A 24352-nucleotide genomic window follows, 5' to 3' on the forward strand; every position below is an offset into this window, starting at 1 on the left:
GCTCATTCTGGCCGATGAACCTACCGGAAACCTGGATACCAGGACATCTATAGAGATCATGCAGATATTTGGCCAGATACAGTCGGCTGGCAATACCGTTGTACTGGTTACACACGAAGAAGATATTGCGAATCATGCCAACCGTATTGTGCGTTTACGTGATGGGTTGATTGAAAGCGATAAGCAGAAGGTAGTTGTTGACGAGTTAACAAGTTGACGAGTTGACAAGTTAACGAGGTAGAGGAAGGTTAGGAGGTATTAAGTTGGAAGTTGATAGAGGTTACAGGGTTGATATAGTTGATAATGGACAAGAGGTGAAAGGAAGGAGAAATGAAAATAGTAGGGAACGTTACATTCTCGCGAACCCTTTCACGTTTCACGTTTGACGTTTCACGATTCAGGATTGCCGATTGCCGATCCTTCCCTCTGCCCTTTGCCTGCCCACCACTGACCACTCACTATTCACCATTCCAACATTTACAATTATGGCTCAAAAGATATATACTAAAACCGGTGACAAGGGTTCTACTTCATTAATTGGCGGAACCAAGGTTCCCAAATCGCACCTGCGTATTGAAGCGTATGGAACCGTTGATGAATTAAGCTCCTTCATTGGTTTATGCCGCGACCTGCTTACTGATGAAGTTGCCCGCAAACAGCTGGCTGAAGTGCAGGACCGCTTGTTTACCATGAATGCCTCCCTGGCCTGCGACCCGGTTAAAGAGCCTAAAATGCGCATCCCCGATTTGAAGGAAGAAGATATTACCCTGCTCGAAAAGGAAATGGACCGCATGAATGAGGGCATTCCCCCCATGAAGAGCTTTATACTGCCGGGCGGTCACCCGGTTCTTTCCCAATTACACATAGCCCGCTGCGTTTGCCGCCGCGCCGAACGGTGTTGTGTGCGCCTTACCCAGGAAAGCGAAGTGGAACCCGTTATTTTAAAATACCTCAACCGCCTCAGTGATTATTTATTTGTACTGGCCCGTTATACCGGCCACCAGATGAATGTGGAAGAAATTCCGTGGCGCCCCAGGATCAGTTAACAAACAGTGTTATAACCAGCACGCATATGTTTTTATTATTACACTATTTTGCCATCTTTCATGTGTAATAAGCGGTCGCTCATTTGTGCCAGTTCTTCATTATGCGTAACAATTAAAAAGGTTTGATTGAATTGCTGCCGTAGGGTAAAGAACAGCTGATGCAGCTCGCGGGCATTGGCCGAATCGAGGTTGCCGGTAGGTTCATCGGCAAAAATAATGGCAGGTTTATTAATGAGGGCGCGGGCTACAGCTACCCGTTGCTGCTCGCCACCCGATAACTGATTAGGTTTATTATCGATGCGTTTTTCTAACCCCAACATTTGTAATAACGATAAAGCATGGTCACTCACTTCTTTTTTGCTGCGGCCGGCCATCCAGCCGGGTATACAAACATTCTCCAGGGCGGTAAATTCGGGCAACAGATGGTGAAACTGGAACACAAACCCCACATGCTGGTTCCGAAAGGCCGCCATCCGCTTCTCGTTCAGGAAATTAAGGCGTTCACCGCCTACCACCACTTCCCCTTTATCGGGCTTATCGAGTGTCCCTAAAATGTGTAACAACGTGCTTTTTCCCGAGCCTGAAGGCCCTACAATACTGGCAATTTCGCCCTGTTTTATTTCCAGGTCAACCCCCTTCAAAACCCATAACTGGCCATAATATTTTTGAATATTCGTCGCTGTTAACATGTGTTGTGAATTACTTCTAATATGGCGTCAAGATACTACAAACCATTGGCTTCCCGTTCATAGTACCCGTTTGGGGAAACTTTTTAAGAATTCCTTCCATTATCTTTCAAATATAGATTTGGTTTTTTCATTAGGAGGGTTACTTTTGCGAAAAATTGAGGGCAAGGGAACTGGGAGTAGCACTTTTCTCCGACCCTTAATTTAGTAACGTTTCGTGGATTTAAAACTTTAAACAGGATAACCACATGTTTTGGACATTAGAACTTGCATCCTATCTCGAAGATGCACCGTGGCCTGCCACCAAAGATGAGCTGATTGACTACGCGATCCGTAGCGGTGCACCCATTGAAGTGGTAGAAAATCTTCAGGAGCTTGAAGATGAAGGTGAGATTTATGAAGGTATAGAAGACATCTGGCCGGACTATCCAAGCCAGGATGACTTCTTCTTTAATGAAGATGAGTATTAAAAGCCCATGGCTAAAAAATAGTGCAAACCGGTCGCTGTAAAGCGGGCGGTTTTTTTGGGCCCCGATAAGGCAGTATCCTGAGTCGTGAAACGGCAAACCTGAAACGGTAAACCGCGTCGCGGCCAGGTAACTTCTGAATCGGAAATCACTTTCTTTTCACTCAGTCCCCTTACAACCCTATCAACGTTATCAACATCCTTCTTAATACCTTCTAACCTTCTTCTCCCTCGTTAACTCGTTAACTTGTCAACTTGTTAACTTGTTAACTTGTTAACTGGTTAACTGGTCAACTGGTCAACTAAAAAGCATAAAATAAAAAAGAGGACCTCTCTTATCAAAGAAGCCCTCCTTAAAATATCTTACTTTCTAATTCTTACTTCCCCATTTGATCAATAACAGCCTGTGTAACTCCGGTAAAGGAGAAACCGCCATCATGGAACAGGTTCTGCATGGTAACCATTTTGGTTAAGTCGCTGAACAGGGTAACGCAATAATCAGCGCATTGGTCAGCAGAAGCATTACCCAGCGGGCTCATTTTTTCAGCATACGAAACAAAGCCATCAAAACCTTTTACGCCACTACCGGCAGTAGTTTGCGTTGGTGATTGTGAAATGGTATTGATACGAACTTTTTTCTTTACGCCATAGTGATAGCCAAAGTTGCGGGAAACACCTTCCAGCAATGCTTTCGCATCGGCCATTTCATTATAATCAGGGAACACGCGTTGTGCAGCTATATAAGTTAATGCTACCACACTGCCCCAATCGCTGATGGCATCCAGGTCCCAGGCCGTACGCAACACCCGGTGCAGCGACATAGCCGATATATCTAATGTCTTTTGGTTAAAGCCATAGTCTATTTCGGTATAAGGCTTGTTTTTACGAACGTTCAGGCTCATACCTACTGAATGCAATACGAAATCTATTTTACCACCAAAATGCTTCATGGCGCCTTCGAACAGGTTCTTCAGATCGTCCATATTGGTCACATCAGCGCCAATTACGGGGGCGTTCACCGCCTCGGCCAGTTTATTGATCTCGCCCATACGCAGGGCAACCGGTGCATTGGTCAATACCAGCTGAGCGCCTTCTTCATGACAACGTAAGGCGGTTCTCCAGGCAATTGATTTTTCATCCAAAGCCCCAAATATGATCCCTTTCTTTCCTTTAAGCAGGTTATATGCCATAGAATTTTGATTTTTAAATTAGGAACGGCAAATTAACGTCATTTCCACTAATTGTTCACCATTTCACGGGCGTTTTCCAGCGCTGCTGCTGTTGGTTTTTCACCGCTTAACATTTTAGCAATGGCGGTAATGCGTTCATCCTGCGATAGCAGTTTGATGTTTGTTTTAATGGAATTGCCTTTGATCTCTTTGTAAACAAAGTAATGGGCATCTGCTTTCCCGGCAATTTGTGGCTGGTGGGTTATGCTGAACACCTGGCGTTTGCGGGCCAGGTCTTTCATAATGATGCCTACCTGCCTGGCGGCCTCCCCTGAAATACCGGTATCTATTTCATCGAAGATGAGCGTGGGCAGATCAAGCGACTGGGCCACCAGCGATTTTATACAAAGCATCAGGCGGCTCAATTCCCCACCCGACGCCACTTTACGTATGGGCTCAAAGCGATTGCTTTTATTGGCATCGAACAGGAACTCAATATCATCCTGCCCGGTTATTTGCAAATTGGCCAGTGGGGTTACCTCAACCTGCAAACGGGCATTGGGCATGCCTACCTGGGCTAATAATTTGTTTACTTTATCCTGCAGTGGCTTCACCTGCTTCACCCGGTTGGCTGTTAGCTTCGTTGCCAGTTCGGTGGCTTTTTGCAATAATTGCCGGGCTGTTTTTTCTTTGGTTTGAATGGCTTCATCGATATTCAGCACTGCCTGCAGTTTTTGCTCAAGCGAATCCTTGATCGTCAGCAGTTCCTGCGTGGTGTGTACACCGTGTTTCTTCAGCAGTTTATAGCCGGTTGAAATGCGGTCATTAAGTAACTCTATCTTTTGAGGATCGTACTGCACCTGATCACTTAAGCGCTCCACTTCATCGGCAATATCCTGCAATTCTATTTGGGCGGATAGTAACCGCTGCACCAACGCCGGCATCTCCTGATGGTTATCACTGAACACACTCAACTGGTTGGACAGTGTTTTCAGTTGCTGTACCATGGGCGATTCGCCTTCACTTAGTTCATAGGCAACTTTACCTAAAGCGGATTTTATGCCTTCTGCATTACTAAGCAGTTTGAGCGTTGCATCGGCCTCTTCCAGCTCGTTTTCTGTCAGGGCTGCATCTTGCAATTCATCAAATAAAAACTTGTTATAATCGTATTCTTTGGTGAACTGGTCTTTCTGTTGTTGTAATTGCGTTAGCTCCTGTTGCGCCTTTTGCCATTGGGCATAGGCGCCCTGGTATTGCTGCAGCACATCGGCATGACCGGCCAGCGCATCGAGCACCTGCCGTTGAAAATCGCTTTCGCCCAGTTCCAGCGTATCGAACTGACGATGCAGGTCAACCAGCTTGGAGCTTAACTGGCGCAGCTGTTCCAAGTTTACGGGCGTATCGTTTACAAAGGCCCTTGATTTACCATTAGTGCCAATTTCGCGGCGAATTACCAGTTCTTCTTCCACATCGAGGTCCTGTTCGCGTAAAAAGGCTTTTACGGCTTTCTTCTCGCCAATTTCAAAAGTGCCTTCTACATAGCATTTTTTATCACGGCTCTGCAGCACCGATGCATCAATGCGGTCGCCCAGTATCAATGACAGGGCGCCCATTAAAATTGATTTACCGGCGCCGGTTTCCCCGGTGATTATATTCAGCTTTTGCGAGAAGTCGATCTCTATCTCGTCAATAATAGCGTAATTCTGGATGAAAAGTTTTTTAAGCACGGTACTTACTTTTTGAACGTAACAAATATAACTGCGATCATGCACTTATTATAATGGGATTATCCCCATCGTGAATGGTTGCCTGTTGCCGGCTACTCGTTCTTACAACGCGCAATGCCCGCTTTTGCTTTTGCATCGAGCGAATTTTTAAAATCATGGTCCTTCATGCTCTGACAACGCTGAAACCACCTGATAGCGGTTTGCTTGTCGCCACGTTGCTCAAAAATATATCCGATCTGCAGGGCTGCCCGGGCCGCAAAATGTTCTTTACGATGTTCGCCCAGTTCAATGGCCTCTTTATAAAACACGATGGCGAAACTGTCGTTCCCGATGTCATCGTACAACCGGCCCGCCCGGTAAGCAAATTCCAGCTTTTCTTCCGGCAGGGAAAAATGTCCGGTGTTCTTACCCTGTAACAGGGCAAGCGCCTGTTTGAAATACCCCCCATCATCCAACATGCGCGCCTGCAACAACAACTTGTTGGGCCATATGTTGGTAGTTGCTTCCTTTTGCGCCTGCTTATCAGACTCCGAATCGGTGGTGCCCATGGTCAATATCTTTTGCCGGCAGGAGTTGGCTTTTGCCTCATCGCCCTGCAGGTAATAATGCCAGCTTAATTTTTGCAATACGTCTTTTACAAAGAACCGGCCTTTAAAAGTATTGATAAAGCGCTCCAGGTAAGGCGCAGCGGCGGGGTCAAGGTGATGCACTTTGGCATAACCCATTTCCATATCCCACACGGGCATAGCCAGATAGGCAGGACTGGTATTTAATCCGGTTATTATCTGCTCCGCTTTTTCGGCCTGCTGGCTGTTGCGGCTTAAATTAACTGCCAGGTAAGCAAATAAATGGTGATTCACCACATCGAGGTGCTGCTGATCGATAAACTGAAAAACACCGGGCTTATCGTTCACTAAATAAAATTTCAGGTAACAATAGTAAAAAATGGCTTCATCGCGAAAAAGGGTCGACCACTCATCTGTTCCCTGCAAAAAGGAGCTCAACTTAGTCATACCCTTATTTATATTGCCATTTATGCCCAGCAAACTGCTTAACCATTTATACCCATCAGGAATAGTTCCGGCAGCTGCCTGCATAGTACCCGCATACAGGCTGTTGGGTGCAAAATTGGGGAACAATTGCTGATTGTTCTTTACCTGTAAAAACGAGCGGCGAAACTCCCACCCTGCATCCCAGTTGTTGCCGAACTTTACTCGTACAGCCGCCCATTGAAAATGGATCACCGAACGCGCAAATAACAGAAAGGGGGAATTCTCCGGTCCTTCATCCAGCAGATCGAGGCGGGTGTCGCGGTTAGGCAACCGCTTTTTGAATTCTGCCGGGTCTTCATTAAAGAACAGGGTAAAGAAGTCGATATAATTTTCGAGAAAGTAAGGGATGAGGTTATTCGGGTGCTGGGTCTTTTCTACATTCAGCAATTGCTGGCCGTTATTCAATTTTAGTTGAATGATTTCATGATAAGCCTGTTTGCAGCGGTCGTTAAAATCAAATACTTTTTGCGCCTGTAAGGGCACATATAATAAAACCAGTAAAACTGCCAACCAGGCTGGCCTCAGGCTTTTCATGGCTGCAAGATACAGAGTTAAGGCACAAACTCACACGCCTACTCCGCCAGCCGGCGGATTCGGCGTACAAGGCAAAGCAAAAGATTTAAAGCAGTTAGTCACAGGGAATAAAAAAACCCTCCCGATGCGTCGGGAGGGCTCCTTAATTATATTGATGTTCTCTTATTTCACTTCTACTGAATCGAACAGGTCGCGGTCAACCAGGATCCGGCCGCAGTTTTCGCAAACGATGATCTTTTTACGCTGACGGATCTCACTTTGACGTTGAGGGGGGATTGCGTTAAAACAACCACCGCAGGCATCACGTTCAACAGGTACTACACCTAAACCATTGCGGTAGTTTTTGCGAATACGATCGTATGATAACAACAGGCGCTCTTCAACTTTTTCGCGGGCTTCAGAAGCCTGTTTGTTCAATGCTTTTTCTTCTTTTTCGTTGGTAGCGATGATCTTTTCCAGCTCACCTTTCTTGGTGCTTAACACGCCTTCTTTTGTAGCGATGTTCTTTTTGGCTTTATCCAGCACCACTACTTTTTCAGCGATCTCTTCATTAGCATCGCGAATATGTTTTTCGGCCAGCTTAATTTCTAGCTGTTGCATCTCAATTTCTTTATTGATGGCCTCAAACTCGCGGCTGTTCTTTACATTCTCGCTTTGCTTTTCGTATTTTTTGATCAGGGCTTCAGCTTCCTTGATGAGATTTTTCTTTTGGTTGATAAACTCCTGTATGCCGTTGATCTCTTCCTCAATACGCACCTGGCGCGAATGCAATCCCTGAATTTCATCTTCCAGGTCGCTCACTTCCATGGGCAGCTCTCCTTTCAGGATCTGGATCTCGTCGATCTTCGATTCAACCTTCTGCAATCCTACGAGTGCGCTTAATTTTTCTTCTACAGAGTAATCTTTAACGTTAGCCATAAAGAAATTTATAGTTTGTTGTTTATGGTAGCAGGTCCCCGGCTTCACCGCCCTGTTCAAATTTCGTTGTGTCATGCCGATTATTTTCTTTTATCGGCATCCCGACTCAGTCGGGGCTTCAGCGTTCCCGACTTGTCGGGATCGGCAGGATCACACAAAATAATATACAGGATTGGTTTTTAAAGCCGTTTTAAGGACGGCAAAGGTAGGAAATTTTTCCTGCAAAACCCCAGCCAGTAAATCTATGGTAAATTGCTCACTTTCAAAATGACCGATATCAGCAATAATCAGCCGGCCATTGGCATCAAAAAACTCGTGATACTTCATATCCCCGGTGATATAAATATCCGCCCCGACCCCTAATGCTTTGGGAATCAGGAAACTACCTGCGCCGCCACACAGAGCTATCTTTTTAACCGGCCGGCCCAGCAGGGCGGTATGGCGAATAAGCGGCAGATCAAACGCCTGTTTTAACTGGTTCAAAAAGGCAGCTTCCGGCAGGGCTTCCGGCAATTCACCCACCAACCCAGACCCTATTCCGGGATGGGTATTGGCCAGGTTCACCACATCATACGCCACTTCTTCATAAGGATGGGCCGTACGCAGAGCCCTTATCAGGCTGTTTTGCAGGTACCCCGGAAATATAACTTCGATCTTTAGCTCCTTTTCATAATGCCGTTCGCCGGGTTGGCCTGCAAAGGGATTGGTTCCTTCTCCGCCTTTGAAAGTGCCCGTACCTTCTACCCCAAAACTGCATTCATTGTAATTACCTGTATGTCCGCCCCCAGCTTCAAACAGGGCCGCCCGAACCTGTTCTACCTGTTCAACCGGCACAAAGGTGTACAGCTTTTTTAAGGTGGCTTCTTTGGGCGACAGTATCTTTCGGTTCTTCAGTCCCAGTTTATCGGCCATCATACCGCTCACGCCGTCTATTACATTGTCTAAATTGGTATGAATAGCATAAATAGCTATATCATTTTTAATGGCAGTTATTATTGTCTTTTCTACATAATTCTTACCCGTGATCTTTTTTAAGCCGCCAAAAATTATGGGGTGATGCGCCACTACCAGGTTACAACCACGCTGCATGGCTTCCTTCACCACTTCTTCTGTAGCATCCAGCGTACAAAGGGCGCCGGTACAGGCCCAGCCAGGGTTACCGGTCAGCAAACCGGCATTGTCATAGCTTTCCTGCAACGAGGGTGGGGCCACGGCTTCCAACAGATCAATGATATCAGCTATTTTCATAATTCACCAGTTGTAATCAAAGATAGGCGAAACCCCGGCCAGGTATTATCAAAATATTTTCATGACATCAAGGCATGTTAATTGCAATGGATTGGCTACCTTAAACGAATAATTGTCGCTAACCACAACCTAGTCTATATGCGCGGAACATGGATAATTTTACTGATCATGGTCATTATTGGTGCAGGTATGTACTTTTGGCTTGGACGTAAACCAAAGCCGGCCAGTTACGATACCATTGTTTTCAAAAGCACAGAGGACTCTATTGTAAAGAAAATGCAGGTATACCTGGCCGATGACCCCAAAGAAGTAATGTACGATAGTGTGTGGATGATGTCGTCGGATTCGGTACCACTGAAAAAAGTACTGGATGGCGTTACCCAGGATACCATGAGCAAGGCATACGGTAATATCACGCTGTTCCTCACGTACGATCACAAGTCCTTTTACGACCTGGAGATCACCAAACCCAATCCCAAGCTGGCTTACACCTATACCTTCGAAATTGAACCCATGACCGACAGCGATACGCTGATATTAGATGGGCTCATTACTCCCACGGAAGGTGATGCCATGCACTTTGCAAGTCCCATGATGGACTTGTACTCGAAGTTTGTTATTACTTATAATCATAAGTTACCGCCACCACCGCCCGATTCAAATGCTATCAAGGGGCATGATGCTAATAAGACGATCACTATATTGAAGAATTAGATTGCCGATTCACGACATAAAAAAAAGCAGCTTCCGAATGGAGCTGCTTTTTTTATTATCATTAGATAAACTTTATTCGATAATTTTCTCCACTCTTGTCAGCTGACCTTCTTCATTTATACCTTCCAAAATAATGCGAATGCGTTTTGACACATCGTTATTATAGAAAGTGAGGGTTGTTTTATGATTGTTCTTATCGAAAAGAAGATAAGGCTGCCAGAATAAAGTAGGACGAATATCGGGCAGATCGGAATTGGTTACTTCCTTGCTGTAATCGGGCGAATAGAACTCTTTAGGCAGCGCATAACCGGTAAGCCTGCTTTTATCGAGCCCCCCAATGTTGGAAGTATTAGAGGTAACATCGCCGCCTTTTTTGGTATAGATAGCAATAGCGCCGCCGGCGCCACCACCCGTTGCACCAAAGAACGGGGGACGGAATGCTTTCACATAGGCGATATCGGAAACCGGAATGTTTTCAATGGCAGATACATCAACCGGCATTTCATTTAAGAACAGGGAAGGTGTAGCGCCCCGCCATTGTAATGACGTTTGGCCGCCGGTACTGATCTGCAAACCGGCCACGCGACCCTGCAGGTAAGTAAAGATGTTCATTGCACCCAATGCCGACACATCTTCTGTCAGGTCAAATGAAGTGGCATCGCCGCCCGAGAATAACCCACTGGCATATTTCTCATCCATTATTTGTTGCTTCGATTTCGTTCTCGCCTTTACGGTAACCGTTTCCAGCGTTTTTACCTTTTTCTCCAGTTCAGGTTTTATCCGTTCTGCTTCGCTGGCAAAGTATTTACCCCTGCTCAACAGGCTTGTGTCAATAGGCATGGGCACGCGCCAGGCAGAATCGGGTTTTACAACAAAGGGGACTTTATGCGTTCCATTACTGAAATTAACAACGGATTTATTAGCCAGGAACTTGTTGTTGTTAAACTGATAAAACACACTTACCGTATCAAAGAACACCAGCCCATCCTGTTGAAATTTACCTGTTGAGTCAATTGATAAAAAGAACAACTGACGCGAAGAATCTTTTGCCTGCAGGAACACGTTGATCTGGGTATTCTTTGGAACCTGGTTGGGCTGCACGCCCGTTAAAGTGGCGCTGAGTGATAAATAATTCTCGCGTGGAAACTTTATAACAGGCAATTTACCGGCGGCCAGATCGTCCCATTTAAACCGGCGCCAGCCATTGGTAAGCATTACCAGGTCAAGGTGCGCGCGAACGGTATCGTCGTTACCGGTTAAGTAATAATAAGGATTATGAATATAACCATGCAGGTCGCCGCTTAATAACAAATGCGATACAATGTTATCGGCATCAGGATCAGCCTTTGTTAATCCTGCATCGGTTATTGAAATACTCAGGTTCGATCTCAGCGTATCAGGCACATCGATTACCAGGGTATTCTTTGCGCGGCGCTCGGTGCTTTTTGAAATAGGCACTACCCGGGTAGTAAAGAAATAATCTTCTTTATTTACGAAGTTAATGCGTTCTGCAAGCGGCTTCCAGTTAGCATCGAACAGGGTCATCTGTAACATGCCGGTGGGAATACCTTCCAGGGGAATGGAACCGCTCACCATAAAATTCTGCTGCAGGTTCAGCCGTGCTTTATATACTACCTGAGAGTTGAAATAACCCAACAGGTACAGGGTTTTTAAATCGTCTGTTGCATCCTGTGACCTTCTTATTATAAACGCCTCGCGGCTACCAGTAGAAGCGCATTGCAACGTTACACCCGTTTGTTTGGCCGGAGGCAATGGCGTTTTATGCGTTTGCTTTTTTTCATCTGTCCATTCGGCCGTATAGGTTTTACCGGCCTGGGGTTCTATCGGAAAGCGCCCCATCCCATCGTGCACGGTGCCAAAAGTTGTTACGGTGGCGCCTGTGTTGTCTTTGATAGCACCCTCTGCAGAAACCGGCAATCCGAATTCGTCGGTTACTTTAACTGCTACTACCGATTCAAGCCCGGTTACCATATCACCGCCTTCGGGGAAAAACCGCAGGGTAACGGCTGATGCAGGGTTGCTGCTGGCAGCCGCAGTTGCAGCAGGTTGTTTGGCGCCTGTTTGTTTGGCCCCGCCCTGCGTGGTTGCGGCAGTTGCAGCCGGTGCAACGGCAACGGTTTTATTCAGAATGCGAATGGTTTTGCTGAAAAGAAAGGTGGTATCAAAATTAAGCATCCAGGTTGTATAGGCCCTGAAAACGATTGTGGGAGGTGAATTGGCCGGCAGGTCAAAACTCCCCGCGGAAGAGCCTTCATAAATGGGTAGTATCTTCTGTTGTAACACCTTGCCCGATTGATCGAGCAGCTCGGCATAAAAGTTCTTGCTTATGGGCGAGGGCACAATGCCAGCAAACAGGTACGATTTGAACCAGATGGTTTCACCGGTATTATAGGCCGGTTTGTCAAAGTGAACATATATCTTTTCCTGCGGATATCTTTCTCCGTACAGGTTCACCATTGAATCGATCTGTTGAGCATAGCCGGCCCCTAAACCGGAAAATAGTAAAGCCAGAGCAATCAGGGATCTATAAAATCGGGTGCAATTCATGGGGCAATTTAACTTTAAACAAATTAATGGGTTTCATAGCTTAAAATTGATAATTTTTTGTCTATGAAATGTTAAAGAACCCTCATATTATTCCTTTTTAATCTGGATTGCCGTCTATTGGCGGTTTTCTCTATTTTCTTTGGCAGAAGGCAAAGGGCAGAAGGCAAAGATGATTCCCGGCGATGCAAGATTCTGATTAATCTCAAATCTCGCGAACCGTCTGCCGTCTGCTGTCTGCCGTCTGCCTTACACAATAGGCACCGGCCGCTTGTGTTCATCCACGGCTACCAGCGTAAAGGTGCCATTGATGGCTCTTTCCCTCTCAAATGAATACATTTCTTCAATATATATTTCAACCTGCACCCGCACACTGCTTTTACCGGTATGAATAACCTTGCCAATCAGCTCGATGATAGTGCCGGCGGGTATGGGCCTGGTAAAATCAATTTTATCGGAGGAAACCGTTACCATTCGTTTGCGGGCAAAACGGGTGGCGCAAATAAATGCTACTTCATCCATTAATGCCATGGCAGTGCCACCAAACAATGTATCATAATGGTTAGTGGTGTTGGGAAATACGGCCTTGAATATCCGGGTTTCGGATTGTTGGATCTTTTCTTCGATGGTCATTGTTTGCTATGTTAAAAGGGTTACAGGTTTCAGGTTACAGGTTACAGGGCGCCAACCCTGGATATCCCTGTAACCTGCAACCTGTAACTGAAACTTAAAATGAAAGTGGTCTTACTTAGAGTAATGCTGGTTGTTGTACTTTCTCCCTCGCTTCACTCGCGGCCTTTACCATGTTCTTCAACGCGGCAATGGTCTCCGTCCAGCGGCGGGTTTTTAACCCGCAGTCAGGATTTACCCATAGGTTTTTAACCGGCAATAAAGCGGCTGCTTTCTCCAGCAAATAGGTCATTTCTTCCACTGTGGGTACCCGTGGGGAGTGAATGTCATATACTCCGGGGCCTATTTCATTCGGATATTTGAACCGGGCAAAGGCTTCCAGCAACTCCATTTGCGACCGGCTTGTTTCAATGGTGATCACATCGGCATCCATTTTGGCGATGTGTTCCATAATATCATTGAACTCGCTATAACACATATGGGTATGGATCTGGGTTTCATCCTTTACCCCACTGGCCGAGAGGCGAAATGCTTTTACCGCCCATTCCAGGTACGCCGGGCCATCCTTCTTTCTCAATGGCAATCCTTCGCGAATAGCCGGCTCATCTATTTGAATTACTTTGATGCCTGCTTTTTCCAGCGCCACCACTTCATCTCTGATGGCCAGGGCAATCTGAAATGCGGTTTGCCATCTCGGTTGATCGTCCCGTACAAACGACCACTGCAATATGGTCACGGGGCCGGTAAGCATCCCTTTCATCAGCCTGTTGGTTTGTGCCTGTGCAAAGGTGCTCCATCGAACGGTCATATCACTGGTTCTGCTTACATCACCTGCAATAACCGGTGGTTTCACACAACGGCTGCCATAGCTTTGTACCCAGCCGTTCTTAGTGAACAGAAAGCCATCGAGCTGTTCGCCAAAATACTCCACCATGTCATTGCGTTCAAACTCACCATGCACCAGTACATCCAACCCAATTTCCTCCTGTACGCGAATGGCGGAGATGGTTGCTTCTTCTATTTCCGATTCGTATTGTTGTTGCGTCAGATCGCCCTTTTTCAATTTAGCGCGCAACTGGCGGATCTCTTCTGTTTGCGGAAACGACCCAATGGTAGTAGTGGGGAATAATGGTAAATGAAACCTTTGCTGTTGGATGTGCTGGCGAAAGGTAAATTCACTCGTGCGGGCTGCATCGGCATCTTTAATAGCAGCCACCCGGTCTTTTACCACTTTCTTATGAATGCGGGTTGAATTATGGCGGCTTTCTATGATGGCTGTATTTTTCTTCAACAATTCATTATTGCCGGCCATTATTTGTTTTAGATCATTGATCTCATCCAGCTTTTGTTTGGCAAAAGCCATCCAGTCTTTAATGTCGGCATCTAACGCAGTCTCACCTTCCAGGTCAACAGGCGAATGCAACAGGGAACAGGAAGGCGCCAGCATAAGGCGATCCTCTCCGATGACTGCTTTTGCTTTCTCTATCAGGGCCAGTGATTTGCTGTAATCGTTCTTCCAGATGTTACGGCCATCTACCACTCCTAACGATAATGACAGTTTGGGTGGCAGCGCTTTTACTATTTCATCCACCTGTTGTGGCGCCCGTACCAGGTCAATATGCAGGGCGCATACCGGCAGGTTCACGGCCAGGTTTGTGTTCTCCTGTAAGCCTTCAAAGTAAGTTGCCAGCAATATTTTCAGGTCGCCGCATTGTTTGCGTATCTCTTTATATGCATACTCAAATGCCTGCTTTTGTTTATCGGTAAGATCTGTTGCCAGGAAGGGTTCATCTATCTGCACCCAGATGGCGCCGTTCTCTTCCAGTTTCTTCAACACCTCAATGTATACAGGTAACAACTGCTTTAACAGGTCAATCCGGTCAAAGGGCTGGTTGTCTTTTTCTTTCCCTAACAATAAATATGAAACAGGCCCAATCAAAACTGGTTTAGGCGTAGTACCGGTTACGCGCTGGCATTCGTTGAATTCATGGAACAGCTTATCACTCAGTATGCGGAACTGCTGGCCGGCTGTAAATTCAGGCACAATGTAATGGTAGTTGGTATCGAACCATTTCGTCATTTCCATGGCGGTGATATCGAGGCCCTGTTGCTGATAACCGCGGGCCATGGCGAAATACAGATCAATCTCTGTATTTTCTTTGATATCGGTTGCCACAGGCGTATAACGGGGCGGAACAGCGCCCAGCAGCAACGACATATCCAGCACCTGGTCGTAAAAGCTGAAATCGTTACAGGGTATCATGTCGATACCGGCCTGCTTTTGCAATAACCAGTTTTCTTCCCTGATCTTTTTAGCGGTAAGAAATAATTCAGACCTGGTAATGTTACCTGCCCAGTATTGTTCACTGGCTTTTTTTAACTGGCGTTGCGCCCCAATACGGGGGAACCCAAGATTGTGTGTTAGCATACGCATAAAACATTTTGAGAAACATTAATGAATAGTATTAATGTCTTTACGTTTAATGTGTATGCTTTCGTGATAAAGTGTTAGAGAGAAACAGTTACAATGTGAGGTGCAAAGTGAGGTGATCAACTGTTCCTGACTGCTGCTTTTTAACCGCGAAAGCATTGGTCTCAATTTTCAGGCAAGTATCCTGGCTCGTTGTTTTGCTACATGCCTTCCCATACCATTGAGGTTGATACAGTGGCTTATTATGCAGCGCTGTGAGGCTATACCCCACTACAACATACAGTTGCGCGACAGCCCGTGATTCTCACACGGTTCCTTTTTAATTTTCTCCCGTTCAGGTCAGAAGAGAAACCTAAAAACAAGTGTTAAAGTAAAGAACTGAAGTGCAAATATAAGGAAATAAACAGGTAACCAATCCGTCAGCTGGAGGCTGACCCAATTGGCTAAGTCGTTTTAAGGATGTCTTACCCATGTTTCATCCCAGGGTCATCTTAGGGTTATCCTAAGGTTATCCTTAGGTCATCTTAGGGTTTAAACCCTAAGATGAGCTTAAGAAGACCCTAAGAGGACCTTAAGAAAACCCTGGGGCTACATAACTTTCAAACAACCAACACATAAAAAAAGAGCCCCCTTATGGAGGCTCTCTGTGTTCAATACTTGGTATATATTCGAGCTGTGAAGACTATGAGCTGCAGGTAACGCAACCTTCTTCCATAGTGCACACCTGGCCTTCTATTATCTCATCGTTGCTTTCACCTGATTTAGGTACTACAGGCTCCATTTGACGGCTGCCTTGTTTTTCAACGGTGAACTGCACCGCCTGGGAAGCTGCCTGTGTACGCAGATAATACATCCCTGTTTTCAAACCCACTTTCCATGAATAGAAGTGCATGGAGGTAAGTTTGGCCACAGTTGGATTATCAACAAACAGGTTCAGCGATTGCGACTGGCAAATGAATGCGCCGCGATCGGCCGCCATGTCAATCAAATGACGTTGTTTTATTTCCCATACGGTTTTGTACAACGCTTTGATCTCGGCAGGTATTTCATTGATACTTTGGATAGAACCGTTAGCAACAATGATCTTATTCTTCATGGTTTCGTTCCAAAGACCCAGTTGTACCAGGTCTTTCAACAGGTGTTTGTTTACAATGATAAACTCACCACTCAATACCCGGCGAACATAGATGTTTGATGTATAGGGTTCAAAACATTCGTTGTTACCTAAGATCTGTGAAGTAGAAGCGGTTGGCATGGGCGCTACCAGCAAGGAGTTGCGCACGCCATGTTTCATTACTTCTGCACGTAATGCATTCCAGTCGTACCGGTTTGATGGTTCTACATTCCACAGATCGAACTGGAATTGTCCTTTTGATAAGGGTGAACCGGCAAAGGTTTCATACGGGCCTTGCTCTATCGCCATATCCTTGCTGGCTGTCATGGCTGCATAGTAAATGGTCTCAAAAATGTTCTTGTTCAACATTTTTGCCAGATCGCTTTCAAAAGGTAAACGCAGCAGGATGAACACATCGGCCAAACCCTGCACGCCTAACCCGATCGGGCGGTGACGCATGTTTGAACGTTTTGCTTCCTCGATCGGATAATAGTTATTATCGATGATGCGATTGAGGTTACGTGCAGCGTGGTAGGTTACTTCGTATAATTTATCGAAATCGAACTTTCCTTCATTTACAAAGCGGGGCAATGCCAGTGAAGCCAGGTTACATACGGCTACTTCATCAGCGCTGGTATACTCCAGGATCTCTGTACACAGGTTGCTGCTTTTGATGGTTCCCAGGTTCTGCTGGTTGCTCTTACGGTTGGCCGCATCCTTATACAGCATGTAAGGCGTACCGGTTTCAATTTGCGCTTCTAAAATGGCAAACCACAGGTCCTGTGCTTTTATCACTTTACGTTGACGGCCTTCTGCTTCATAGCGATTGTACAACGCTTCAAATTCATCGCCAAATGTGTCGGCTAAACCAGGCGCTTCATTGGGACAGAACAGGCTCCAGTCGCCATTCGATTCCACGCGTTTCATGAACAGGTCGTTTATCCACAGCGCATAGAAAAGGTCCCTTGCGCGCATTTCTTCTTTTCCGTGGTTCTTACGCAGATCAAGGAACTCTACGATGTCGGCATGCCAGGGTTCCAGGTAAATAGCAAAGGCGCCTTTGCGTTTGCCACCTCCCTGGTCAACATAACGGGCAGTATCGTTGAACACGCGTAACATGGGTATAATACCATTGCTGGTGCCATTGGTGCCACCTATATAACTACCGGTAGCGCGTACGTTGTGAATAGATAAACCGATACCACCGGCGCTTTGTGAAATTTTAGCTGTTTGTTTCAGCGTATCGTAAATACCATCGATACTGTCGTCTTTCATGGTCAGCAAAAAGCAGGATGACATTTGCGGCTTGGGCGTACCACCATTGAATAAAGTAGGCGTGGCATGGGTAAACCAGCGCTCACTCATCAGGTTGTACGTTTTAATAGCGCTTTCAATATCTTCTTTATGAATACCGATCGATACGCGCATGTACATATGCTGGGGGCGCTCGGCAATTACGCCATCTATCCGCAGCAGGTATGATTTCTCCAGTGTTTTAAAACCGAAATAATCAAAACCGAAATCGCGGTCGTAAATAATAGAGCTATCCAGCAACTCTGCATGGGCCTCGATGATCTCCATTACGTCATCGGCCAGCAAAGGCATTTTACGGCCTGTAGCTGAATCGGTATAATCATACAACCGCTTCATGGTTGCTGAGAATGATTTCTCGGTATTCTTATGCAGGTTGCTCACTGCTATACGTGAGGCCAGCAATGCATAATCGGGATGCTTGGTAGTTAAGGAGGCGGCTGTTTCAGCAGCCAGGTTATCCAGCTCGCTGGTGGTAACCCCATCATAAATACCTTCAATTACTTTTTTTGTTACTTCTATCACATCAACCAGCGGGCTCAATCCATACGACAGTTTCTGAATACGCGCCGTGATCTTATCGAACTTTACTGTTTCTTTTTTCCCGTTCCTTTTTAATACGTTCATGTCAATGGAGTTTATAGTGCTATCAAATAATATTTCCGATCTTTCGGGATGCTGGATTTTTTACGCTCTGGCCTTTGCGATCTCCTTAGAAATCTTCATCAAGGGAAAACTGTTGCGACTCTTTGCTATTATTTACCCCGGCTTTGCGGTAATCGCCCACCCTCTTTTCAAAGAAGTTGGTTTTACCCTGCAGCGAGATCATTTCCATAAAGTCGAACGGATTGGTGGCGTTGAACATTTTGGGGTACCCCAGTTCGCCCAACCATCTGTCGGCAACAAATTCAATATACTGTTGCATTAACCGGGCGTTCATTCCAATAAGGTCAACCGGTAATGCTTCGGTGATAAATTCTTTTTCAATACGTACGGCATCGCCAATGATATCGAACACCTGCTCCTGTGTTAGTTTGGTATTCAGCATGCTGTATAACAGGCAGGCAAATTCGCAATGCAATCCTTCGTCACGGCTAATCAATTCATTGCTGAATGTAAGACCGGGCATCAACCCTCTTTTCTTCATCCAGAAAATAGAACAGAAACTACCGCTGAAGAAAATACCTTCTACTGCTGCAAATGCTACTAAACGTTCGGCGAAGTTCCCTTGTTCGATCCAACGCAATGCCCACTCCGCTTTTTTCTTAACAGCTGGTACAGTATCGATGGCGTGGAACAGCCTGTCTTTTTCGTTAACATCTTTAACATATGTATCTATCAGTAATGCATACGTTTCTGAGTGAATGTTCTCCATCATGATCTGAAAACCGTAAAAGCAGCGCGCTTCGGGCAACTGCACTTCGCTCATAAAATTCACTGCCAGGTTTTCATTCACAATACCATCACTGGCGGCAAAGAAGGCCAGTACATGTGAAATAAAATGACGCTCGCCATCATTCAACGCAGCCCAGTCTTTCAGGTCGCCACTTAAATCAATTTCCTCAGCCGTCCAGAAGCTGGCTTCATGCTTTTTATACATTTCCCATATTGTGGGATATTTTATTGGAAGAATAACAAAACGGTCCTTGTTTTCCTGTAACAACACTTCATTTTCGGTCTGCATGACTACTATAGTGGTTAGAATGTTAAAAATGCGGCACGACAGCAGACAGCAACCCCATAACTTCACGTGAAATGCTGAAGCATTAATCATTTGCCAGTACCTTATCGGGAAAGTTCCAAACATACTTTGTTACCGGCAGGTCTCCTGGGTTTGACTGATTGGTATGATGTCATTCAGTCAGCACCGTAACAAATTATTAATAAGAACCTCTACGAAAGTAATACCCCTGTGAAAAAATCATCAAAACAGTTCTTCACAGGGTGTTAATAGTTTTATCATCAAGGTTACATGCAATTGAATACCGGGTATGTTCCACATAAGGCCAAATCCTTGCAAGCAATGGAAATAGAAGTAGTTACAACCGGAATGGGGATAACGTTCCACTTACCTTTTCCCACCATATACTTTAATATAGTGGTGGTTTTTGGGTATGGTATAATTTACCGACTTTCGCACCCTGTAATTAAATATAAATTTCATCCAGCATGACAAATACAGCTACCAGATCCCTGTACGAGGAATATATAAAGGGGATGCAAACGATTGCCGATCTGCGCTATGCCGCCGCTGTGTTGCAGTGGGACCAGGAAACTTACCTGCCACCCAAGGGAGCGCCTATCCGTGGACAGCAGATTGCCACCCTTTCTGAAATTGCCCACAAGCATTTCACTGATGAAAAACTGGGCGCGCTGCTGCAGGAGTTGTTGTCAGGTGATAAATTGTCAGCCAATGAAAAAAGAAATGTGGAATTGACATGGCTGGATTATTCCAAACAAAAGAAATTCCCCTCATCCTTTGTGCGTACGCTGGCCGAGGCAGTAAATAAAAGTTTTCACAGCTGGATGGAAGCCCGCAAAGCAAATGATTTCTCCATTTTTGCCAACGACCTGGCCCGCCTGATTGAATTAAAAAAACAGGAAGCCGATATGCTGGGATACGAACACCACCCCTACAATGCCTTACTCGACGATCACGACAAAGGCGCCACCGTTCAATTGCTCGATGGGGTGTTTTCGGCCATGCAGCAACCATTAAAAGAACTGTTGGGGGAAATTGCCGCGCAGCCACCAGTTGATGATAGTTTTTTGCGCCAGCATTTCAACAAGGATAAACAATGGCAGTTTGGCCTGCAGGTAGTGAAAGAACTGGGGTATGATATGGCAGCCGGCCGCCAGGATATTTCCGAACATCCCTTCACCACCAATTTCAACAGCCAGGACGTACGCATTACCACCCGTATAGATGAAAATGACCTTAGTAATATGGTGTGGAGCTGTATTCATGAAGCGGGCCATGCCCTGTACGAACAGGGTTTACCGTTGAACGAATATGGGTTACCGCTGGGCGAACCGGCTTCCTATACTATTCATGAGTCACAATCGCGCTTATGGGAAAACCATGTTGGCCGTAGCCGGGCTTTTTGCGAACGCTGGCTGCCGGTATTACAATCGTATTTTCCCGAACAACTGGGCAAGGTTTCCGTTGAGCAGTTCTATAAGGGCATTAATAAGGTAGAACCGTCGTTGATACGCACGGAAGCTGACGAACTTACCTATCATTTTCACATCATGATCAGGTACGAACTGGAAAAACTGCTCATCGGGGGCTCCATGAACGTAAAAGACATTCCGGGTTACTGGAACGAGCAATACCTGAATTTAATGAACGTAAAAGTACCAGGCGACAAACAGGGCTGCCTGCAGGATGTACACTGGAGCCATGGCAGTTTTGGCTATTTCCCCACCTACAGTTTGGGAAGCTATTATGCCGCGCAGTTCTACTCATATGCTAATCAGTCAATTACAGATTTAAACGGACTAATAAAACAGGGCAATACGATTCCTTTGCTGCAATGGTTACGAAATGCGGTACACCAGAAAGGACGGCGCTTTACAAGTGAGGAATTGTGCAAAGATATATGCGGGGAAACCCTGAATATTGAATATTTTACTGGCTACTTACTTGGTAAATACAAAGATATTTACAAATTTTAATATCTGAATGGTAAGCGCCAACGTCTGAAACTATGAGAATACTTAAACCTCTGATCGTGGTAGGGTGCCTGGCCCTGTTAACTGTGTCTTGCAAAAAAGCAATTGAGAAAAAAGTGCAGGACATGGTAATGGATGCCATTACACATGGGGAATGGGTCGTAGAACAGTACTTTGAAGGCAGCAACAATCTTTCCAGCCAGTTTTTAGACTACCGGTTCAAATTTAATGAAGATGGAACTCTAATTGGTACTGCAAACAGTATCAATACTAATGGAACCTGGGCGCCCAACGTGTCTGATTATACTATAGAATCAGATTTTCCAACGGCCACTGATCCATTGAAAAAATTAAACGGCTTGTGGAAGATCAAAGACAGTGATTGGGATTATGTGAAAGCAGAGATGTCAACACCAGACGGAATTAAACTTTTGATATTACGCAAAAAATAGATCCAGAAACAACTTTATCCCAACGAGGCTTGGATTTTTTTCGTACTAATAAGTTGACGCAATCACTTGCCCCGGCAAGTCGGGGTTAACCAATATACTCCTTCCTTTTAACCGGCAACTTTTTGAACGATCAGGCTTCAGCCCCTGAATATCCTATTTAATACTTCAGACTACAATCCGCATACCCCTGATAAAACCGTTTGCCCAACAACTGGTTAAGAACTGGTCATTTGTGCTATGCAAATACAAGTGGTTACATTATGTTTCGCCTATACGAAGTATAATTTGCCGGGAATAAGGTTTGCATTGGGTATGGCCATTTTTGTTCAGATAAGGGTATTACTGCCTAGTAAACCATAAAACAGTTTTGCACTTGAGTAAACTTGTACTGACACCTTGTGGTAACCGGTTTCTTATGCCGGTTCGGTTTGCATGGGCAAACCGGCTATCCCTATTGAGAACGTGGCTTTTTTTACCATTTGCGCTTTTATTCTCCCTGCACGCTTTTGCACAACCAATGTCACCAGACTTCACTACTACGTCTCCAACATCAGGTTGTGCGCCTTTAGGCGTATATTTTAAAGATCTAACTACCGGTAACCCCAAATTCTGGAACTGGGATTTCGGGAACGGTACGCTGTCCAACACGCAAAACCCCGGAGTAACATTTGATCAGCCCGGCACTTATACAGTAAAGTTGGTAGTACGCAATGCCGATGGAACTACGGGCATTACCAAAACAAACTACATTACGGTTTACCCTTCCCCTTCGGCCGGCTTTACTTCAAACATTACAACAGGTTGCGTGCCGGTAAATATTCAGTTTACAGACCGCAGCACATCTCCGGCAGGCAATATTGTATCCTGGCAATGGGACTTTGGAGATGGCGGCAAATCAACAGACCAGAATCCCAGCCATAATTACACCAGTACTGGTTTTTATTCTATTACACTTACAGTAACCAGTAGTACGGGATGTAAAAGCACAGCCAGCTATGGTAGATATATTCGTATAGTATCGGGTGTTAAGGCTGGGTTCGACAATAGCAAAGCGGCTTCCTGCCAGGCTCCCTATAATATTAATTTCATTAATCAATCGAGCGGGCCGGGTAACATGACCTTTCAGTGGGACCTAGGCAATGGCAATACTTCCACCCAAAGCGCACCTTCCACTACATATGCTGCTACCGGCACGTATAATGTAACCCTTACAGCCACCAGTGAATTTGGTTGTTCAGGCACGATCACCAAACCGGTGGTACTTGATGGTCCTTCTACCGACATTAAAGTAATCGATTCACCATGCCAGAACTCAAAAGTATGGTTCGTCAATAATTCCTCCGTAAAGCCGCTAAAAACGCTTTGGGATTTTGGCAACGGCATTCAATCAAGCAATACCGACGACAGCACCATTTACCCCCTACCAGGGAATTATACTATAAAGTTGTATAATTCTTACTCAGGGTGCAAAGACTCGGCAGTAAAAGTGTTATTTATAAAGCCCAGTCCCAATATTGATTTTACAGTTACGAATGCAGCGGCCTGTAAACCGCCATTAAACGTAACCTTTCAGGATGCTTCTCCTGCACCTATTACGAAATGGATCTGGTTTTTTGGTGATGGCAGCTCTGGAACAGGCTCACCCACCACCCATCAGTATAATTCAGCTGGGAACTACAATGTGTCAGTTGTTTTTACGGATAAGGAAGGTTGTGAAGGGAAGATCACCAAACCAGCGGTAATTCAAATAGTAGCTCCTACAGTAAAGATCACGAGCGGAGAAGCCGGTGGCTGTGTGCCCTTTACTTACACGCCCACCGCCAATGTTACTTCCGTAGATGGCATAGCTACCTATTCCTGGGATTTTGGTGATGGTACCGTGGTTACAAGCGCAGACCCCAGTCCGTCCCACACCTATACCACAACAGGCAAATATGCAGTTAAACTTACCATTACTACTAATGGAGGATGTTCAGTAACAGACATAGTATCAGACGGAGTGCAGGTAGGAACGCCGCCGACCGCCAGCTTCATTGTATCGAATGCCAATGCCTGTGCTTCGGAAATAATCAAATTTACAGATCAATCAACCCCATCTTCCGATGTAAATGGCTGGGGATGGGACTTTGGCGATGGTGGATCTTCGAAACAACAAAACCCTGCACATATTTATTTAGATTCAGGGACATTCATAGTTAAATTAACTGCGTTCAACAACCGCTGCCCCTCCATGAACTTTAGCCTACCGGTTCATATTAAACCACCGATTGCTAAATTCAGACCTATACTTACCTGTGGCAGCCTGATAGTATCGTTTAAAGATACCTCAATAATTGATCCTGATCCTTTAAATCCCCCAGGCTATTCATGGTCATTTGGTACTGGCTCGCCCAGCAGTTCTACCTTACAAAACCCAACGGTTACGTTTCCAGGCTTTAACCAGGATTATCCGGTTACACTTACAGTAACTCAGAACGGGTGTAGCAGCACGTATGCCGAAACGGTTAAATTGGTTAAAGAGATAGCTAATTTCTCGGTAAATGTAAGCGTTTGTAAGAATGCCAATTTTAATATTACCTCCACCAACGACCCAAAAAACATTAGCAAATACGAA

The 24352-nt window shown here is 45.4% G+C and carries 17 protein-coding genes, 1 pseudogene and 1 riboswitch; of the genes and pseudogenes, 7 read left to right on the forward strand and 11 right to left on the reverse strand.

All coding sequences use genetic code 11. From position 1 onward, the window contains the following. Nucleotides 1–217, forward strand: a pseudogene (locus ACJ751_RS29695) (macrolide ABC transporter ATP-binding protein); the annotation flags it as partial. Nucleotides 218–485: 268 nt separating this feature from the next. Beyond that, nucleotides 486–1046 carry a cob(I)yrinic acid a,c-diamide adenosyltransferase gene (locus tag ACJ751_RS29700; protein WP_407749173.1) on the forward strand — a complete coding sequence of 187 codons (561 nt, stop codon included), beginning with the start codon at nt 486–488 and terminating at the stop codon, nt 1044–1046. Nucleotides 1047–1084: 38 nt separating this feature from the next. On the opposite strand, the gene ACJ751_RS29705 is transcribed toward ACJ751_RS29700, so the two are convergent. Next, on the reverse strand, nt 1085–1735 hold the full coding sequence (locus ACJ751_RS29705) for an ABC transporter ATP-binding protein (protein WP_407749174.1): 651 nt from the start codon (nt 1733–1735) through the stop codon (nt 1085–1087). Between the two features lie 245 nt (nt 1736–1980). Between ACJ751_RS29705 and ACJ751_RS29710 the strand changes: the two genes are divergently transcribed. Then, nucleotides 1981–2202 carry a DUF2795 domain-containing protein gene (locus ACJ751_RS29710; RefSeq protein ID WP_014221625.1) on the forward strand — a complete coding sequence of 74 codons (222 nt, stop codon included), beginning with the start codon at nt 1981–1983 and terminating at the stop codon, nt 2200–2202. Between the two features lie 373 nt (nt 2203–2575). Here the strand turns inward: ACJ751_RS29710 and ACJ751_RS29715 are convergent, their stop codons facing one another. The 5 genes from ACJ751_RS29715 to ACJ751_RS29735 form a co-directional block, all read right to left on the reverse strand. After that, the gene (locus tag ACJ751_RS29715) at nt 2576–3388 is read right to left on the reverse strand and encodes an enoyl-ACP reductase (RefSeq protein ID WP_407749175.1); all 813 of its coding nucleotides are present in this window, start codon (nt 3386–3388) and stop codon (nt 2576–2578) included. A gap of 47 nt (nt 3389–3435) precedes the next feature. Continuing rightward, nucleotides 3436–5094: a DNA repair protein RecN gene (gene recN / locus ACJ751_RS29720; RefSeq protein ID WP_407749176.1), complete on the reverse strand. Its 1659-nt coding sequence runs from the start codon at nt 5092–5094 to the stop codon at nt 3436–3438. Between the two features lie 92 nt (nt 5095–5186). Continuing rightward, nucleotides 5187–6680, reverse strand: coding sequence for a hypothetical protein (locus ACJ751_RS29725; RefSeq protein WP_407749177.1), 1494 nt, complete (start codon nt 6678–6680; stop codon nt 5187–5189). Between the two features lie 162 nt (nt 6681–6842). Further along, the gene (locus ACJ751_RS29730; protein WP_407749178.1) at nt 6843–7673 is read right to left on the reverse strand and encodes a zinc ribbon domain-containing protein; all 831 of its coding nucleotides are present in this window, start codon (nt 7671–7673) and stop codon (nt 6843–6845) included. Nucleotides 7674–7748: 75 nt separating this feature from the next. Next, nucleotides 7749–8846: a Nif3-like dinuclear metal center hexameric protein gene (locus ACJ751_RS29735; RefSeq protein ID WP_407749179.1), complete on the reverse strand. Its 1098-nt coding sequence runs from the start codon at nt 8844–8846 to the stop codon at nt 7749–7751. Nucleotides 8847–8984: 138 nt separating this feature from the next. On the opposite strand from ACJ751_RS29735, the gene ACJ751_RS29740 reads away from it, so the two are divergent. Next, nucleotides 8985–9560 carry a hypothetical protein gene (locus tag ACJ751_RS29740; protein WP_407749180.1) on the forward strand — a complete coding sequence of 192 codons (576 nt, stop codon included), beginning with the start codon at nt 8985–8987 and terminating at the stop codon, nt 9558–9560. 72 nt (nt 9561–9632) lie between these two features. Here ACJ751_RS29740 and ACJ751_RS29745 read toward each other — a convergent pair whose 3' ends face one another. The 5 genes from ACJ751_RS29745 to ACJ751_RS29765 form a co-directional block, all read right to left on the reverse strand. Beyond that, nucleotides 9633–12128, reverse strand: coding sequence for a hypothetical protein (locus ACJ751_RS29745; protein ID WP_407749181.1), 2496 nt, complete (start codon nt 12126–12128; stop codon nt 9633–9635). A 246-nt stretch (nt 12129–12374) separates the two neighbouring features. Beyond that, the gene (locus ACJ751_RS29750) at nt 12375–12758 is read right to left on the reverse strand and encodes an acyl-CoA thioesterase (protein WP_407749182.1); all 384 of its coding nucleotides are present in this window, start codon (nt 12756–12758) and stop codon (nt 12375–12377) included. Nucleotides 12759–12873: 115 nt separating this feature from the next. Then, nucleotides 12874–15183, reverse strand: coding sequence for a 5-methyltetrahydropteroyltriglutamate--homocysteine S-methyltransferase (gene metE, locus ACJ751_RS29755; protein ID WP_407749183.1), 2310 nt, complete (start codon nt 15181–15183; stop codon nt 12874–12876). A 159-nt stretch (nt 15184–15342) separates the two neighbouring features. After that, nucleotides 15343–15557: riboswitch (cobalamin riboswitch) on the reverse strand. A 311-nt stretch (nt 15558–15868) separates the two neighbouring features. Beyond that, complete coding sequence (locus ACJ751_RS29760) at nt 15869–18238, reverse strand: ribonucleoside-diphosphate reductase subunit alpha (protein ID WP_407749184.1); 2370 nt, start codon at nt 18236–18238, stop codon at nt 15869–15871. Between the two features lie 85 nt (nt 18239–18323). Next, entirely contained in the window at nt 18324–19295 is a 972-nt protein-coding gene (locus ACJ751_RS29765; RefSeq protein ID WP_407749185.1) for a ribonucleoside-diphosphate reductase small subunit, read from the reverse strand. 485 nt (nt 19296–19780) lie between these two features. Between ACJ751_RS29765 and ACJ751_RS29770 the strand changes: the two genes are divergently transcribed. The 3 genes from ACJ751_RS29770 to ACJ751_RS29780 form a co-directional block, all read left to right on the forward strand. After that, the gene (locus ACJ751_RS29770) at nt 19781–21289 is read left to right on the forward strand and encodes a carboxypeptidase M32 (protein WP_407749186.1); all 1509 of its coding nucleotides are present in this window, start codon (nt 19781–19783) and stop codon (nt 21287–21289) included. A 32-nt stretch (nt 21290–21321) separates the two neighbouring features. Continuing rightward, nucleotides 21322–21738 carry a hypothetical protein gene (locus ACJ751_RS29775; RefSeq protein WP_407749187.1) on the forward strand — a complete coding sequence of 139 codons (417 nt, stop codon included), beginning with the start codon at nt 21322–21324 and terminating at the stop codon, nt 21736–21738. Between the two features lie 517 nt (nt 21739–22255). Continuing rightward, on the forward strand, nt 22256–24352 hold a 2097-nt coding region (locus tag ACJ751_RS29780; protein WP_407749188.1), incomplete at its 3' end, for a PKD domain-containing protein.

Origin of the sequence: Niastella sp., from assembly GCF_045805085.1 — a bacterium.
Taxonomy (GTDB): Bacteria; Bacteroidota; Bacteroidia; order Chitinophagales; family Chitinophagaceae; genus Niastella.

Bases quoted from the DNA above. Each gene is read 5' to 3' on its own strand.
- ACJ751_RS29700 (WP_407749173.1), top strand. From the start codon at position 486: ATGGCTCAAAAGATATATACTAAAACCGGTGACAAGGGTTCTACTTCA.
- ACJ751_RS29705 (WP_407749174.1), bottom strand. From the start codon at position 1,735: ATGTTAACAGCGACGAATATTCAAAAATATTATGGCCAGTTATGGGTT.
- ACJ751_RS29710 (WP_014221625.1), top strand. From the start codon at position 1,981: ATGTTTTGGACATTAGAACTTGCATCCTATCTCGAAGATGCACCGTGG.
- ACJ751_RS29715 (WP_407749175.1), bottom strand. From the start codon at position 3,388: ATGGCATATAACCTGCTTAAAGGAAAGAAAGGGATCATATTTGGGGCT.
- ACJ751_RS29725 (WP_407749177.1), bottom strand. From the start codon at position 6,680: ATGAAAAGCCTGAGGCCAGCCTGGTTGGCAGTTTTACTGGTTTTATTA.
- ACJ751_RS29730 (WP_407749178.1), bottom strand. From the start codon at position 7,673: ATGACACAACGAAATTTGAACAGGGCGGTGAAGCCGGGGACCTGCTAC.
- ACJ751_RS29735 (WP_407749179.1), bottom strand. From the start codon at position 8,846: ATGAAAATAGCTGATATCATTGATCTGTTGGAAGCCGTGGCCCCACCC.
- ACJ751_RS29740 (WP_407749180.1), top strand. From the start codon at position 8,985: ATGCGCGGAACATGGATAATTTTACTGATCATGGTCATTATTGGTGCA.
- ACJ751_RS29745 (WP_407749181.1), bottom strand. From the start codon at position 12,128: ATGAATTGCACCCGATTTTATAGATCCCTGATTGCTCTGGCTTTACTA.
- ACJ751_RS29750 (WP_407749182.1), bottom strand. From the start codon at position 12,758: ATGACCATCGAAGAAAAGATCCAACAATCCGAAACCCGGATATTCAAG.
- metE (WP_407749183.1), bottom strand. From the start codon at position 15,183: ATGCTAACACACAATCTTGGGTTCCCCCGTATTGGGGCGCAACGCCAG.
- ACJ751_RS29760 (WP_407749184.1), bottom strand. From the start codon at position 18,238: ATGAACGTATTAAAAAGGAACGGGAAAAAAGAAACAGTAAAGTTCGAT.
- ACJ751_RS29765 (WP_407749185.1), bottom strand. From the start codon at position 19,295: ATGCAGACCGAAAATGAAGTGTTGTTACAGGAAAACAAGGACCGTTTT.
- ACJ751_RS29770 (WP_407749186.1), top strand. From the start codon at position 19,781: ATGACAAATACAGCTACCAGATCCCTGTACGAGGAATATATAAAGGGG.
- ACJ751_RS29775 (WP_407749187.1), top strand. From the start codon at position 21,322: ATGAGAATACTTAAACCTCTGATCGTGGTAGGGTGCCTGGCCCTGTTA.